Source organism: Enterococcus raffinosus (assembly GCF_019175485.1).
Classification (GTDB): Bacteria; Bacillota; Bacilli; order Lactobacillales; family Enterococcaceae; genus Enterococcus_A; species Enterococcus_A raffinosus.
This window is the reverse complement of sequence record NZ_CP072888.1, coordinates 1,528,167-1,543,529: the sequence shown is the minus strand read 5'-3', so window position 1 is coordinate 1,543,529 and position 15,363 is coordinate 1,528,167. Positions and strand designations below refer to the sequence as shown.

The window sequence follows — 15,363 nt, the reverse complement described above, 5'->3', positions numbered from 1 at the left end:
GAGGTAATATGAAACGCGTACTGGTCGTTCTGATGATTAAAGAAAGCTTTACTAGACAAGACTTGAAAACACGACAAATAGCCCGTCTTTTATACGGACTCAACGTTTATTTATTTTTTCTTTATCAAGTGTTCACTTCGACAGAGTAAACACTTTATTTATAGATTATTTAGTCTGGTGGTTGTTTTACTCGATCGGCTTCATCTATGTCGTCTTTCAATTGAAGAATCAAAACAATTTTTGCAGGATTGGTCTGATCATCAATTCCAGCATCCTTTAAAATAGCATCGTCTGGAATAACCGAAGAGATGACGGCTAATAATTGCTCTTCCTCCAGCTTAAAGGGATCGATTCCCTGAGGCATTTCAATTGAACGCATAAAAAGACCGGATTCGATGGTTTCCTCTGAAATGATTAAATCTTCTGGCAGGTTAAGTGTCGTCGGGGATGGAACTGCATTGAGTTCTTCAGTCCTTTCCATCGGCTCCTGCTGTGTTTCTGTTGTTTTATCAAAAATAACCGTTTCGATTTTTTCGACAAATTTTGCAGTGACCACATTTTCAAACAGTTCAGCATCTTCCTTATCAAAAACCGTTAGCACGGTCAATTTTTCTAAAGACTTTTTGATTTCTTCTGGTGATTTATCCAGATTTGGATTTTTTAAACTCCAGCGATGATTCTTACCGTTGCTATTTTTAAATGTAGCCGCTAATCTATGCATGTCTATTCCTCCCTCCATTTACGTATTTTTGAATCACTTAAACTGTCATGAACCGACTAATCCCTTCAAAGGCATTTTGAAAAACCGCGTATACAATTTTTCGATCTTCTCTTTGACAAATGTTTTAACTGGAAAGAGTCGAATCGAAAGAACGCGCCACTCCTTTAATGTAAAATAGTCCTTGAAAAAAATATAGTAGCTGCGCAGAGCACGTGTCGGTTTACTCTCAAGAAAGATTTTTCTAACAAGATCCCTTAATACAAAACGGAAATCCTCTTTTCCAAGTTCATCTCTTACTTGAAGCGCTATCAAAAATTGAATCGTATCTTGCTCATCCCGGGTTTGATAATAGTAAGTTTTGATTCTTTTTTCTAAGGTTTTCCGTTTTAATGTGTAGACTTGATGGCAGCTTAATAATTTTACTTTTTCCACATGAGTTCCTCCTTTCCATCAATTTATTTATATAAAACAGCTTAAATGCTGGATAATAGTCTTTTTAAAATCAGAGTAGTTATTTACAAAGCTACTTTACCTCTTTTTCTTCAAAAAATTAATTCCTAAAAATTAATAATTATTTAAGTATAGTAATTTTTACGTTAGAATCGTTGATAGATTAAGGATATGGGCAATACAAAAAATCCTCAAAAATGTATTGACTTCCCATGTACTGAGCATTAAAAGTCAAAAAAGCCTCAAGAATAACAAAATTCCTAAGACTTTTCTTTCTAATTTGATGGCTATCAACGATTTTATATGAACGAAAATGAGTGAACAGTAGATATTAATTGGTGCTATCCGTTATTTTTATTTAGTACAGACTGAATAATCTCGATACCATCCTTCAGCTCTTGTTGACTGATAGTTAGCGGCGGTAACAACCGCAATACATTTTTTCCTGCTTTGATTGCTAATAAGTGTTGCTTTTTTAATTCTTGTACTGTTTGCTGCAAGGTTTCTGGTGAATCTAACTCGATTCCAACCATCAAGCCTTTTCCACGTACATCTAGAACTTTTTCTGACGTATCTAATAGCTTTGAAAGTTCTCTCATTAGATAGCTACCCTTTTCTGCTACTGAAGCAAGAAATTCTGGTTGATTAATCTCACTCACAACGCAGTCAGCAACATTCATGGCCAGATTATTGCCGCCAAAGGTCGTTCCGTGTGTTCCTGGTCCAAAGGCGTCAGCTAGTGTTGCTTTTCCAAGCATCGCACCGACGGGAATCCCATTAGCCAACGCCTTCGCAATCGTGATGATATCTGGTTCGATTTGATAATCTTCAAAGGCGAAAAAGGTTCCTGTTCTCCCCATTCCGGTTTGAATCTCATCAATAATCAATAGACTGCCATTTTCCTTGCACAATTGCGCTACTGCTTGCAGCCATTCCTTTTCGGCAGGGATAATGCCGCCTTCGCCTTGAATCACTTCTAGCATTACCGCCGCAACCTGTTCATTTAGTTGCTGCTTCAACGGTTCGAGCTGATTATAGGGAAGATACTCAAACCCCTCAACGATAGGGAAAAAGCCCGCCTGCAATGCCGGCTGTCCGGTAGCACTCAAAGCGCCATATGTGCGCCCATGAAAAGATTGCTCAAAGCTCAAGATTTTCGAGCGACCTGTGGCTTTTCTGGCTAATTTGATTGCCGCTTCGTTTGCTTCAGTTCCGCTATTGCAAAAAAAAGCGAGATAGTCTTTGCCCATTGTCAGTTTTTCTGCCACTTTTTCTTGTAAGCTGCTGGTATATAAGTTTGAACTGTGCCATATTTTTTCTGCTTGTTGAGTAATGGCGGCCATCACTTTAGGATTCTTATGCCCTAGATTACTGACAGCTATTCCGCTCATAAAGTCTAAATATTTCTCGCCATTCTGATCGAAAACATAACTGCCAGAGCCGTCGACTAAGTCAATCTCATCACGGGCATAGTTGGGAAATAAGTGGCTCATGCAAAAACCTCCTCCTTTGTGATGATTGTTCCTGCCTTTTCAATACAGTTGGTGATATGAACCTCCGCTACACCGTTTTCTAAAGCTGAGATAGCACTATCTAATTTAGGAATCATTCCTCCAGTGATGACTTTCTCGCTTTTTAGGTGCTCGACCTCGGAGCAAGAAATGTTTTCAAGCCATTCTCCCTCCTGTTTCACTCCTGGAACATCCGTCAATAAATACAACGCTTCAGCTTCTACTGCTTCAGCAATCTTACAAGCAGTATCATCCGCATTGACATTTAGCCATTGTCCACAAGAAGTCATTCCTAGCGGGGCAATGATGGGAATATAATTTTTATGCAGCACACTTTCGATGGCCGTGGGATTCACTTCTGTAATCTTTCCAACATAACCTAACTTCTCTTGATCAATAAACGTTCCTTGAATCATATTATCACTGGAAGCGTTAAGCCCAATTGTCGCAAATCCTTGTTGCTGAAATAAGGTCGTAATGGTCGGCTGCACCTGTCCAATCAACACCATTTGAGTAATCTTTAACGCCTGCTCTGTCGTCACACGCAGACCGTCTTTGATTGTGACTGGAATATTCAAACGGTCCATCATTTCAGTGATATAATAACCACCGCCATGAACCATAATCACCTCATGCCCCTCAGACTGCCAAGCTTCAATTTGTTCGAAGAAATTTTTTGTTAAATTATCACTGGCAACACCGCCTATTTTAACCACGATTTTTCCCATAGTTTTTCGCTCCTTCATTTGTCTTGCTTTTCTTACGTGTGATACAATGCGTTCACTTCGACATATTTATATGTCAAATCGCATCCCCAAGCTTTTCCGCTTTGCTCACCGATATTCAAATCAACAATGATACATATTTTTTCTTTCTCAAGTGTTTGTTTCATCGTGATTTCATCAAATTCCTGAGGCTGACTGTGCTTCAATAATTGCTGATCTCCAATCCACATATCGATTTTTTCTGGATCTGTATGGGACCCCGCATATCCTACAGCGCAAATGATTCGTCCCCAATTAGGATCTTCGCCGAACATCGCGGTCTTTACTAAACTTGAGCCAACGACTTTTTTTGCGACTAGTCTTGCCTCTGTTTCATTAAGGGCGCCAACGACTTGGACTTCGATCAATTTGGTCGCTCCCTCACCATCTTTTGCAATCATCTTGGCTAATGTTTCGCTGACCAATTGGAACATCTCAAGAAATTTTTTATAGGCTTCGGTATTCTTTTCGATCACCGGATTTTCTGCTAGCCCATTGGCTAAAAGAAGAACCATGTCATTGGTAGACGTGTCACCGTCTACTGTAATTTGATTAAACGTGGTTTCTGTTTTGTCAGCTAACATTTCCTGTAGCAGAGTTTCTGAAATTTGAGCGTCTGTTGTAATAAAAGCTAACATCGTCGCCATATTTGGATGGATCATGCCTGATCCCTTTGCTACTCCGGCCATCGTTACTGTTTGACCGTTAATTTCATCAGTTACCACGATTTCCTTAGTTGCTGTATCCGTGGTTAAAATGGCTTCATGAAACGCATATGGTGCTTGATTCTGCAAATCAATCTGACGAATTCCAGCTTCAATCGTTTCCATCGGCAGCTGTTTACCAATAACCCCGGTAGAAGCTACAGCAACATTTTCTTGCGAAACACCTAAATGTAAACCCGTGAGAGCTTGCATTTCTTTCGCATTTTCTAAGCCGAGTGTTCCCGTACATGCATTAGCAATCCCCGAATTTACAACGACTGCTTGAATCTTTTGATCCGTCATTGCTTCTTTTGTAACAAAGATTGGTGCAGCTTTTACTTGATTGGTGGTATAAACAGCCGCTGCGTTAGCTGGTACTTCAGAGAAAATAACACCTAAATCTTTTTTTTCTTTTTTTAATCCTGCATGTAAGCCAGTTGCCTTAAATCCTTTCGGGCTGGCGATTGTTCCATCAATGATTTGCATACTCTTCACACTCCGACTTTTTTTATGGATAAATAGGTACAAGGTTCAAACCGGTTGTCTCCGGCCAGCCTGCTAAATGATTCAAATTATGAACCGCCTGTCCAGCAGCTCCCTTTACTAAATTGTCTAATACCGTTACTACTGTGATGATGCTGGTCACCTCGTTATAGGCGACGCCGATGTCACAGAAGTTTGATCCGATAACTTGACGCAAATTAGGATAAACATTTTTATTCTGTACACGAATAAATGGCATATCTTGATAAAAAGTTTGATAATTTTCCCATAACTCCGTTTGCGTCAACTTTTTCTTGCTTCTAGCATAACTGGTGATGAATATCCCTCGGGTCACAGGAATCAATGAGGTCGAAAATTGGATGGCGGGAATGTTCTCATCCCACCTTTGTAATTGCTGCATAATTTCTGGTATATGTTGATGACTATTCATCTTATACAAAGTCATATTCTCATTTGCATTCACGAAATGTGTAGACTCAGATAGATTCTTTCCTGCTCCAGACAGTCCAGACTTTGCATCAACAATGATCGAGTCTGTTTCAATCATCTTTTGCTCTACTAGCGGTGCTAATGATAATAAGGCACCAGTAGCATAACAACCAGGATTTGCAATCAAAGTAGAGCTCGGTTTTGAATAAAAATCAGCTAATCCGTAATGAGAATTCTTTAGAATATCAACGGGAGCACCTGTATTTTTATACCATTTCTCATATTGACCTTCGCCTTTTAAGCGAAAATCACCCGATAAATCAATCACGGGGAAATCCGCATCAACAAATGCGGTTGCAATTTCCTTTGAAATACCTGATGGAGTGGCAAAAAAGACCAGTTCTGCTCGCTTCATAATATCTGCTGGATCGATCGGTTCTAAAGGAAGGTCTAATAATTGCTTTAGGTGTGGCAGATAGTCATTTATTTGCTGACCGTTCTGAGAATGACTATGAATAGAGACAATTGTTACTTTAGGATGCTGCAACAAAAGACGAACTAGTTCTATTCCACTATATCCAGTCACTCCTATTATCGAAACTTTCATACGAACCCTCCTTGAAAATGTATAATAATACGAATAGAAAACTACTATTTCTGATGATTATACGTGTAGTACTTATACAAGTCAATGGTTTTTTATAAATAAACATCCGTATATACGAAATATTATGCACGTTTTGCTCATTTTATGCAAAAACACGCTATGGAGCATTGATTTGTCTGTCAATGCCCCATAGCGTGTTGATTATTTTTCTAAAAATCGATTCTTCTTCCTTCTTCGGCAGATTGATAAGCCGCATAGATCACTTTGATTGTATCGTAAGCCAAGTCTAAATCAGATAAAGGCTGACGATTATAGGCGATCGCTTCAACAAAATCTTGGAACTGATTTAAGTATCCTCGTAATACATCTTCAGCAACAAAGACTTTATTCCAGCCTGTTTTTTCAGTCAACATTTCTGAAATATAAACATCCTCTAAGCCATCTTCATCTAAGAAGTAAGTGGATAGATTGTCCGCAGGTGTAATGTTGTTGATTAAAGCACTATCGTTTGTGTAAACTTCTACGTAGTTTTTCACGCCGCCCAAGGTGTTATCATTTGAGATAGAGATCGCTTTTGTTCCATCACTAAAGGTAATGACCACACTTGCGAAATCTTCAGTATCGACAGAATTTGCCGGAAAGTAACGTTTATCATGGGGATTCAGATTTGGCGCTAAGCGTCCAGTTTCTGCAGTTACGCTTTGGATTTTAATTTCCTCTCCATGGGCTTTCGCTTCCACCTGCTTAAGAAACAGCATGCCGCCAATTGGATGGCTGCCTAATCGGATCAATGAACCACCGCCGGCTAACTTCCAGTATGCAGAGGCAGGGGATGTAGAAGAGCGAATGCTTTCTTCCCCCTTCATATACATAATTCTGCTTTTTTCTCCTCAAGGATCTTAGCAGAATGTAAGATATTTGGTGAATATACATAGTTTTCAGCATACATGAATAAACGATCGGATGCCTCAAATTTCGTTTTAAATTCTTCGATTTCCTTTAGCACACTTTGATACATTTTTTCTTTAGGTACTTTTAGTCCAATCGGTTTCTCATCGCCCTCTTCGCCAAAATAGCCTGTTAACGGCTTTTCACAGATGACATGTTTGTTCGCTACTACAGCCTGATACGCAAGTGCTACGTGTGTAACTGGCGGTGTGATGATATCAATTGCTTCCACTTCTGGATCAGCAAGTATTTCCTCATACGTGTCTGCTACTTGTTCAATGATAGGCCATTTATCGCAAAGTTCTTGCGCTTTTGCACGGTCATTATCATAAACATATTTAATTTTTAAGTCTACCCCGCTAACCTTTGAATAAGAATTGGTATGAAAGTTTCCAGCGAATCCTGCTCCGATAATGGCGATACACACTTTTTTCATTTTATACCCCTTTCGACTTTTGTTACTATTACTATAGGAAGAAAAACAATCAGAAACAATCGCTTTCATTCTAAATATTCATAACAAAAGTGGTATGATTACAGTAAATATAGAAACAGTTGGAGGCAGTGCATGAATACTCATCACTTAGAAATATTCTGCCGCTTAGCAGAAGTCGAGCATTACGGTCAAGTATCGGAGGAATTTGGAATCGCTCAACCCTCCTTAAGCCGAATTATTCATCGCTTGGAAGAAGAGCTTGCCGTTCCCTTGTTCGAACCTGTGGGAAGAAATGTCAGGCTTTCTAAAGCAGGAAGAATGTACTATCCGCGAGTGAAGCAATCTCTAGAAACCTTAGACAAAGGCATGAATGAAATTCTAGACTTTGTTGACCCTTTACATGGAACCATTGATTTAGGATTTATTTTTTCTATAGGTCCAGAGATTGTCCCGAATATTTTACAAGCATTCCGAAATATCGAGGCCAATCAGCAGTTCCAATTTAGATTCTGGCAAGGAAATACCCCACGTCTGATTCGTTTTCTACATAACGAAATTTGTGATCATGCTCTTTGTTCCTATTTAAAGGATCAACCAGAGATAGCATTTACCCATCTTTTTGACCAAGAGCTGGTAGCGATTGTCGCAAATGACCACCCACTAGCACAAAAAGAGTGTATCGATTTTGCTGAATTGGCGAATGTCCCTATGGTTTTAACGAGAGACAAGACTTTTTATATTGAGAACTTATTTCGTCAACAAAAAATCCCACTTGTTACAGCTTGCCACGTTGAAGAAGATCAATCGCAGGCTGGTCTCGTATCGGTTGGGTTTGGTGCTGCGATCCTTCCCTACAATGAGTTAATGTCTCATTTTGATATTAGTGTCTTAAGATTTACAGTTCCCCTTGTGAGACCGGTCTATTTGGCGGAGAAAAAAGGTATTCGACTTAATCAAGCAGCCAATACCTTCCTTCATTTCTTAAAGACAAAAGATTTCCAAGAAAAAAAAGACTGAATCGTTGTATGATTCAGTCTTTTGTATCGTTAAAACAGGCCGATTGCATTGCCTTTTTCATCGACATTCATATTTAGAGCCGCTGGTTTTTTCGGCAATCCAGGCATAGTCATCACGTCTCCGGTTAAAGCTACTACAAAACCGGCTCCAATTTTTGGTACGAACTCACGAATCGTCACATCGAAATCAATCGGTGCACCCAATTTGCTTGGATCATCTGATAAAGAATATTGAGTTTTTGCCATGCAAACAGGCAAACGATCCCACCCATATTTTTTAAAGGTTGCTAATTGTTGTTGTGCCTTTTTACTATAGATAACTTCATTTCCACCATAAATTTCACGGACGATTGTCTCAACTTTTTCTGTTAGGTCATCGTGTTCTCTGCTGAAGATTGAATGAAAGTCATTTTCTTCGTTGGCAATTGTATCGACTAACGTTTTGGCCAAATCAATCCCGCCATCCGGTCCTTTTTCCCAAACACTAGCCAATTCAACTTTAACATCTTCCTGCTCACAAAGTTCTTTCAACAGTGTGATTTCCTTTTCTGTATCACTAACAAATTCATTGATTGCCACAACAACTGGTAAGCCGTATTTACGCATATTGCGAATGTGCTTAGCAAGATTGCTAAACCCGACTTTTAAGGCATCAAGATTTTCAGCACTTAAATCCGTTTTTGCAACGCCTCCGTGCATTTTCAAGGCACGAATAGTTGCAACGATGACTACGGCATCTGGTGCTTTTCCTAAGCTTGGCACCTTGATATCTAAGAACTTTTCACCACCAAGATCAGCGCCGAAGCCTGCTTCTGTCACCACATATTCTCCACAATGTAAAGCAGCTCTTGTAGCTAAAATACTGTTGCAGCCGTGAGCAATATTAGCGAAGGGGCCACCATGTACAAAAGCTGGTGTTTGATAGATTGTTTGAACCAAGTTTGGTTTAATCGCGTCTTTAAGTACCAATGCCAACGCTCCTTCTACCTTCAGGTCACCCACTGTCACTGGCTCACGATCAAACGTGTAGGCAACTACGATATTGGATAGGCGACGTTTGAGATCTTCGATATCTGTTGCAAGACATAAAATGGCCATAATTTCACTTGCTACGGTGATATCAAAACCATCTTCACGAGGAACCCCGTTGATTGGTCCACCTAAACCTACAGTAATATGACGAAGTTCACGATCATTTAGATCAACGACACGTTTCCAGATCACTCGACGTGCATCAATGTTCAAATCATTTCCTTGATGAATGTGGTTATCAAGCAACGCCGATAATGCATTATTAGCTGTCGTGATCGCGTGCATGTCTCCTGTAAAATGGAGATTGATGTCTTCCATCGGCAACACTTGCGCATAGCCGCCGCCAGTTGCGCCTCCCTTGATTCCCATAACGGGCCCTAATGAAGGCTCACGTAGGGCAATCACTGTTTTCTTTCCGATTTTATTTAGTGCATCCCCTAAACCGATAGTCACAGTTGATTTGCCTTCGCCTGCCGGAGTTGGATTAATAGACGTTACAAGAATCAATTTTCCTTCTGGATTTTTTTTCATCCGTTCTAAAGCATCAAATTCAATTTTTGCTTTATACTTGCCGTGTAATTCCAGATCATCAAATGATAAGTTGATTTTTTCTGCGACCTCCGTAATAGGCGCTAAAGTCGTCGCTTGAGATATTTCAATATCCGTTTTCATAAAAACTCCCTTTCCCGAACGTTATTCAGAAAAACACACTTTTTTATTCGTTCCTTCTTATTATAACGAATTATCCTGAGAAAAACATCACTTAGATTCGGTAATCTTATTGATTCGCAATTTTTGTTCCCATCACGTATAATAAAACCAGCAATTGCAAAGGGGTGTTGTGTAATGAATAATGGCATTGTTAAATGGTTTGATGAAAAAAAGGGGTATGGCTTTATTACCTATGAAGAAAATCAAGAAGTTTTTGTGCATTTCACCGCTATTGAGGAAGATGGATTCAAAAGTTTGGACCCTGGTGACGAAGTAACGTTTGTAATTGTAGAAGGCGCTCGCGGGATGCAAGCGGCTCATGTAAAAAAGAAATAAACGAAAAGATCAGTCATGACTGATCTTTTCGTTTTCTTTGATGTCAATTTCAGGATAAAATGCAGCAAAATCTTTCAAAAAAGCGTCTCTTCTTTTTTTTCTCATTGCAAAATGAAACGTTGCTCCACTTAGTCCCTTCCGTTGAATAATGATTCCATCTTTACAAAGGGCTAAATAATCAATGTGTTCTTTAAGAAGTGTTTCTCGTCTCCAAAGTCTAGAGTACCTTACCTTTATTCCCGTCTCTTCTAAAACTAAATAGCGATGGAGACCAACCACACCACTCAAGACGGCGATACCAATAACGATATTTCCCTGCAAGTAGGGATGTGTCTTTTCTAATGTCAAGATTAAACCATAAAAAAGAATGATAAAGGTCACCGACCAATAGATGATACTGATCGATAGTTCCGGTTGCCAAAAATAGCGTTTTTTCTCCATTCATATACTCCTACTCTAAAAAAAGGATGATCCTTATGTTAAAAGTTTATACCGATGCTGCCACGAATCTAGAAAAAAGCGGCGGCGGTGTTTTAATCATTTCTGAAAAGCAACAGCAGCTAGCATTTTCATTACCTGAAACAAATAATCATCAGGCTGAACTAGCTGTCATTCTCTATGCGCTACATTATCTGATCGATCACAAGTTAAATGATCAATCGGTTATGCTTTATTCCGATAGTAAAACTGCAATAAAAATTTTAGACCAAGGACAGACAAAAAACAAGCTCTTCCTGCCATATTTATCAGAGTTTAATGAAATTGCTCCGCAATTTCCACTATTGGTGCTTCAATGGATTCCTGAAGCAAAAAATAAAGGGGCGGACAATCTTGCCCGCCAAGGTTTACGAAAAAAATTATAAAACCGGTGAAAGCAAACGAGAAAAGCGTTGTTTGAAGTTCAGCCAATGGGACTGACTCGCGATCATCTCATCTGTTAATTCGATACATTCCTTCATGTCTTCTTCAAAGATCGTACGGAACAGCTGGGCAATCTCTGGATCATAGATAAAGCTGCTGACTTCAAAGTTCAGTTCGTAACTGCGAATGTCTTGATTCGTTGAACCGAAGGTGGCTAATTCATCGTCGACCACGATTGTTTTTGAATGAATAAAGCCATCAGCATAATGGTAAATCTTGACTCCGCGTTGATGTAAATAGTTAGCATAATACTGGGTTGCCCGATAAATAAAAGGATGGTCTGGCATATTGGGAATCATAATCCGGACATCAATACCGGAGCGTACAGCAATCAAAATAGCTGATATCATTGTTTCATCGGGGACAAGATATGGACTTTGAATCCAAACACTCTTCTCTGCTGCTAAAATCAAGCGGACAAACCCATCTTTGATGATCTGTTCGCTGGAATCTGGACCATCTGCCACGATTTGCATAGGGACACCCTTTTCAATCTTTTTCTGTGGCAAAACAAAATATTCAGGTAAATAGCTCATGCGCTCCGATTTACTAGAAACGGAAGCATTCCAGTCACGAATAAAGATTTCTTGAAGGGTAAAACTTGCCGTTCCTTCAATTCTGCCATGAGTATCTCGCCATCTGCCAAAGCGTTTTGATTCTCCCAGGTACTGATCCCCTACATTAAATCCACCGGTCCAGCTGATCTGTCCGTCAATGACAACGATTTTTCGATGTAAATGATAATTTAAGCGGGTTTTTGCTAAAATGTTCTTTGATGTGATAAACGGAGTGACTTTACCACCGTTTTTGATAAGCGTTTCAAAAAACTTTTTGTTGGTTTTTGGAGAGCCCCAAGGATCATAGATCATTTTGACTTGGACACCTTCTGCCGCCTTCTCCTCTAAAATACGCAAAAAACGATTACCGATTCGGTCATTGAAGAATGCATAGTACTCTACATGAATCGTACTTTGAGCAGCTCGTAAATCTTCAAATAAATGTTCAAACTTCGCTGTCCCATCTAAAAAGAACTCCAGCTCATTGCGAACAGCTAAAGGCGATTCGTCCAAATTTTGGAAATACTTTACTAAAGATTTCGCCGCCGGATACAATTGATCCGGTTCATTGTAATCCACATGACGATTGTCCTCTTGAATGATCTCATTGATTTCCTTTACGCGCTTTTCATCCTCTTGTTCAAACCGATACATAGTCTCACCATCGATTCCCCGTCCACAAAAAGCATAAATTAAAAATCCGATCACAGGTAAAAAAATCAAGGTTAATAGCCAGGCCCAGATCGTTGTAATATTACGCGGTTTACGAAAAACGGTAATAATCGCACCCACAGCATTGGCAATAAAAATTAAAAAAATAATTTGCTCAATAATTCCCAAGTGGTCCCCTCTTTTCAATAAATAAATTCTCTCATTTGAATTATACCCAAATCACAGTAGTAATAAAAGAAACACGCTACAGAATAGTCATTTTCTCATAAAAAAAAGACAACATCACTAAGATGCTGTCTTTAGACGTCGGTAATTATGCCAACCAGTTCGCTACTTCTGCTAGTGCATCAGATAATCCAGCTGGATTCTTTCCGCCTGCTTGTGCCATGTCTGGACGACCGCCACCGCCACCGCCAACTTTTGGTGCGATTGCTTTGATCAAGTCGCCAGCCTTCAACCCTTTTTCATTCGCTGTAGGACTCATAGCCGCTAATAAATTCACCTTTTCCCCTTGAACTGTTCCAAGAACTAAGACGTCGGATAAGGCTTTTTGTTTCCATTGATCCGCCAATTGCCGCAGCTGATTCATATCTTTGACGTTAACTTGTGCTGTAATCACAGTGGTTCCATTGATTTCCTTCACGTCTTTGAAGACATCTCCGGCCTGTTGGTTCGCCAATTTTGTCGCTAGTTTTTCATTTTCTTTTTGTAATTCTTTTACTTGCTGTTGTAGCTGTTCTGTTTTGGTGACTACTTCTTTGATTTGTGGTGATTTCACGATTTGTGCAACCTGCATCAATTGTTCTTCTTCATCTCGGAAGGCTTCATAGGCTTCTTTACCTGTTAACGCTTCGATCCGACGAACACCGGCACCAATGCCTGATTCAGAAACGATCTTGAATAGGCCGATGTCTTCAGTGTTCACCACATGCGTTCCGCCACATAATTCGATAGACCAGTCACCAATATTTACGACACGAACATCGTGACCATATTTTTCGCCAAACAGGGCCATCGCACCCATATTCTTGGCAGTATCGATATCTGTTTCAATCGTTACGACTGGAATAGCCTCCCAAATTTTTTGGTTAACGATTTTTTCCATTTCTTTCAGTTCAACTGCCGTAACCTGACCAAAGTGAGTAAAGTCAAAACGTAAGTGGGTATCTGTTACTAATGAACCCGCTTGGTTCGCATGATCGCCTAAAACTTCTTTTAGTGCTTTATGCAATACGTGCGTCGCCGTATGGTTTTTTATCACTTTATTACGAAAAGCAGCATTTACTTGTAGGAAGTATTTATCTCCTTCGTTTAATGATTCAAGAACTTCTACAGTGTGCAACGCCTGACCATTTGGCGCTTTTTGCACATCTGTTACATGGGCAATGATTTTGCCTGATTGGTCAACAAGGATTCCTTTATCCGCAATCTGTCCACCCATCTCAGCGTAAAAAGGTGTCTCAGCAAAAATGACTTTGGCTTCTCCTTCCTTCACTGTGGAGACCATCGCATTGTCTTGTAGGATAACAAGTAATTCACTTTCAATTTCTAAATGATCATACCCGACAAACTTGCTGTCAACTTTGATATCACCTAATAACGCTGTTTGAACACCCATGGATTTTTCTGTCGTACGAGCTGCACGAGCACGTTCTTTTTGAGCCTGCATCTCTACTTCGAAGCCTTCATGATCAACTTTTAAGCCTTCATCTTCAGCAACCTCTTCCGTTAATTCCACAGGGAAGCCGAATGTATCGTAAAGCTTAAAGATGACTTTTCCATCAAGCGTTGTCTCGTTTTTGTCCTTCAGATCCGCTAAAACATCATTCAACATGGTCAAGCCATCGTTGATTGTTTCATGGAAACGTTCTTCCTCAGTACGAACAACTTTTTCGATAAACGCTTCTTGTTGTTTAACCTCTGGATAGTAGCTCACCATAATTTCACCGACAACAGGAACTAATTTATACAAAAAGGCTTGGTCGATCCCAAGTTTTTTTCCATGCATGACTGCCCGACGTAATAAACGACGTAGGACATAACCGCGTCCTTCATTTGATGGAAGCGCACCATCGCCAATTGCGAATGCTAAAGAGCGAATGTGGTCAGCGATAACTTTAAAGGAAATATCTAATAATTTATCTGTTCCATATTTTTTTCCACTTAATTCTTCAACTTTACCGATAATCGGTAAGAACAGGTCTGTTTCAAAGTTAGTTGGTGCATCTTGGATGATCGAAACCATTCGTTCAAGCCCCATACCCGTATCAATGTTTTGATGAGGCAATGGTTCGTACGTCCCTTGTGGCGTATGGTTAAATTCTGAAAAGACCAAATTCCAGATTTCTAGATAGCGTTCATTTTCTCCCCCTGGATAGTTTTCTGGATCATCTTCAGCTAAGTCATTGAATGATTCTCCGCGGTCGTAGAAAATCTCTGAATCAGGACCGCTCGGACCAGCGCCTAGATCCCAGAAGTTGTCTTCGATCTCAACAACATGATCTGCTGGAATACCAACTTCTTCTAACCAAATACGTTTGGCTTCTTTATCTTCTGGATAAACCGTAACGTACAACTTGTCAGGATCAAACCCGATCCAATCTGGCGAAGTCAAGAATTCCCATGCCCATTCGATCGCTTCTTCTTTAAAATAGTCGCCAATAGAAAAGTTTCCAAGCATTTCAAACATCGTATGGTGACGGGCAGTTTTCCCGACATTTTCGATATCGTTTGTACGAATGGATTTTTGTGCATTCGCGATACGTGGATTTTCAGGAACGACACTTCCATCAAAATATTTCTTCATGGTGGCAACACCTGAATTGATCCACAATAATGTTGGATCATTTACGGGAACCAATGAAGCACTTGGTTCAATCATGTGCTCTTTGGTTTTAAAGAAATCTAAAAACATTTGGCGCACTTCAGCGCTTGATAATTTTTTCATCTATTCTCCTCTTTTCTAAAAAAATAAAAACTACCACTGCAGTCAAGGACGAAAACTCGCGGTACCACCTTGATTGCAATGATAGTTTGATCATTAC

The 15,363-nt window shown here is 39.8% G+C and carries 15 protein-coding genes; 3 read left to right on the top strand and 12 right to left on the bottom strand.

Annotation, left to right across the window (positions count from 1 at the left end; translation table 11 throughout):
* Positions 1–169 precede the first annotated feature (169 nt).
* From J9537_RS07615 to J9537_RS20595, 8 genes are all read right to left on the bottom strand, one after another.
* Positions 170–721: a DUF2922 domain-containing protein gene (locus J9537_RS07615; protein ID WP_218255480.1), complete on the bottom strand. Its 552-nt coding sequence runs from the start codon at positions 719–721 to the stop codon at positions 170–172.
* Positions 722–766: 45 nt separating this feature from the next.
* Positions 767–1,153: a hypothetical protein gene (locus J9537_RS07610; RefSeq protein ID WP_218255478.1), complete on the bottom strand. Its 387-nt coding sequence runs from the start codon at positions 1,151–1,153 to the stop codon at positions 767–769.
* Between the two features lie 359 nt (positions 1,154–1,512).
* Positions 1,513–2,664: an acetylornithine transaminase gene (locus J9537_RS07605; RefSeq protein ID WP_218255477.1), complete on the bottom strand. Its 1,152-nt coding sequence runs from the start codon at positions 2,662–2,664 to the stop codon at positions 1,513–1,515.
* A complete protein-coding gene (gene argB, locus J9537_RS07600; protein WP_218255475.1) occupies positions 2,661–3,410 on the bottom strand; it encodes an acetylglutamate kinase in 750 nt (249 codons plus the stop codon). Before argB ends, J9537_RS07605 begins: the two co-directional genes overlap by 4 nt.
* A gap of 32 nt (positions 3,411–3,442) precedes the next feature.
* Positions 3,443–4,636, bottom strand: coding sequence for a bifunctional glutamate N-acetyltransferase/amino-acid acetyltransferase ArgJ (gene argJ / locus J9537_RS07595; protein WP_218255473.1), 1,194 nt, complete (start codon positions 4,634–4,636; stop codon positions 3,443–3,445).
* Between the two features lie 22 nt (positions 4,637–4,658).
* Positions 4,659–5,690: an N-acetyl-gamma-glutamyl-phosphate reductase gene (gene argC, locus J9537_RS07590; protein WP_010744817.1), complete on the bottom strand. Its 1,032-nt coding sequence runs from the start codon at positions 5,688–5,690 to the stop codon at positions 4,659–4,661.
* A gap of 209 nt (positions 5,691–5,899) precedes the next feature.
* Positions 5,900–6,556, bottom strand: coding sequence for a Gfo/Idh/MocA family oxidoreductase (locus J9537_RS20600; protein ID WP_245001245.1), 657 nt, complete (start codon positions 6,554–6,556; stop codon positions 5,900–5,902).
* Complete coding sequence (locus tag J9537_RS20595) at positions 6,553–7,074, bottom strand: Gfo/Idh/MocA family protein (protein WP_245001244.1); 522 nt, start codon at positions 7,072–7,074, stop codon at positions 6,553–6,555. The genes J9537_RS20600 and J9537_RS20595 overlap by 4 nt, the downstream gene beginning before the upstream one ends.
* Positions 7,075–7,206: 132 nt before the next feature.
* Here J9537_RS20595 and J9537_RS07580 point away from each other — a divergent pair, with 132 nt between their 5' ends.
* The gene (locus J9537_RS07580) at positions 7,207–8,091 is read left to right on the top strand and encodes a LysR family transcriptional regulator (protein WP_218255471.1); all 885 of its coding nucleotides are present in this window, start codon (positions 7,207–7,209) and stop codon (positions 8,089–8,091) included.
* 29 nt (positions 8,092–8,120) lie between these two features.
* Here the strand turns inward: J9537_RS07580 and J9537_RS07575 are convergent, their stop codons facing one another.
* A complete protein-coding gene (locus J9537_RS07575) occupies positions 8,121–9,794 on the bottom strand; it encodes a formate--tetrahydrofolate ligase (protein ID WP_218255470.1) in 1,674 nt (557 codons plus the stop codon).
* A gap of 174 nt (positions 9,795–9,968) precedes the next feature.
* Between J9537_RS07575 and J9537_RS07570 the strand changes: the two genes are divergently transcribed.
* Positions 9,969–10,169, top strand: coding sequence for a cold-shock protein (locus tag J9537_RS07570; protein ID WP_010744813.1), 201 nt, complete (start codon positions 9,969–9,971; stop codon positions 10,167–10,169).
* 9 nt (positions 10,170–10,178) lie between these two features.
* Here the strand turns inward: J9537_RS07570 and J9537_RS07565 are convergent, their stop codons facing one another.
* Positions 10,179–10,610, bottom strand: a complete 432-nt coding sequence (locus J9537_RS07565) for an EbsA family protein (protein ID WP_218255468.1) — start codon at positions 10,608–10,610, stop codon at positions 10,179–10,181.
* Positions 10,611–10,645: 35 nt separating this feature from the next.
* On the opposite strand from J9537_RS07565, the gene J9537_RS07560 reads away from it, so the two are divergent.
* A complete protein-coding gene (locus J9537_RS07560) occupies positions 10,646–11,032 on the top strand; it encodes a ribonuclease HI family protein (protein WP_218255466.1) in 387 nt (128 codons plus the stop codon).
* Here J9537_RS07560 and cls read toward each other — a convergent pair.
* Entirely contained in the window at positions 11,027–12,487 is a 1,461-nt protein-coding gene (gene cls / locus J9537_RS07555; protein ID WP_218255464.1) for a cardiolipin synthase, read from the bottom strand. The two genes, J9537_RS07560 and cls, sit on opposite strands and share 6 nt — an antisense overlap.
* 145 nt (positions 12,488–12,632) lie before the next feature.
* Entirely contained in the window at positions 12,633–15,266 is a 2,634-nt protein-coding gene (alaS, locus tag J9537_RS07550) for an alanine--tRNA ligase (protein ID WP_218255462.1), read from the bottom strand.
* Positions 15,267–15,363 lie beyond the last annotated feature (97 nt).

Coding starts and splice junctions, on each gene's coding strand:
- J9537_RS07605 (WP_218255477.1), bottom strand. CDS start 2,664: ATGAGCCACTTATTTCCCAACTATGCCCGTGATGAGATTGACTTAGTC.
- J9537_RS07575 (WP_218255470.1), bottom strand. CDS start 9,794: ATGAAAACGGATATTGAAATATCTCAAGCGACGACTTTAGCGCCTATT.
- argJ (WP_218255473.1), bottom strand. CDS start 4,636: ATGCAAATCATTGATGGAACAATCGCCAGCCCGAAAGGATTTAAGGCA.
- J9537_RS07615 (WP_218255480.1), bottom strand. CDS start 721: ATGCATAGATTAGCGGCTACATTTAAAAATAGCAACGGTAAGAATCAT.
- argB (WP_218255475.1), bottom strand. CDS start 3,410: ATGGGAAAAATCGTGGTTAAAATAGGCGGTGTTGCCAGTGATAATTTA.
- J9537_RS07565 (WP_218255468.1), bottom strand. CDS start 10,610: ATGGAGAAAAAACGCTATTTTTGGCAACCGGAACTATCGATCAGTATC.
- J9537_RS20600 (WP_245001245.1), bottom strand. CDS start 6,556: ATGAAGGGGGAAGAAAGCATTCGCTCTTCTACATCCCCTGCCTCTGCA.
- argC (WP_010744817.1), bottom strand. CDS start 5,690: ATGAAAGTTTCGATAATAGGAGTGACTGGATATAGTGGAATAGAACTA.
- alaS (WP_218255462.1), bottom strand. CDS start 15,266: ATGAAAAAATTATCAAGCGCTGAAGTGCGCCAAATGTTTTTAGATTTC.
- J9537_RS07560 (WP_218255466.1), top strand. CDS start 10,646: ATGTTAAAAGTTTATACCGATGCTGCCACGAATCTAGAAAAAAGCGGC.
- J9537_RS07580 (WP_218255471.1), top strand. CDS start 7,207: ATGAATACTCATCACTTAGAAATATTCTGCCGCTTAGCAGAAGTCGAG.
- J9537_RS20595 (WP_245001244.1), bottom strand. CDS start 7,074: ATGAAAAAAGTGTGTATCGCCATTATCGGAGCAGGATTCGCTGGAAAC.
- J9537_RS07570 (WP_010744813.1), top strand. CDS start 9,969: ATGAATAATGGCATTGTTAAATGGTTTGATGAAAAAAAGGGGTATGGC.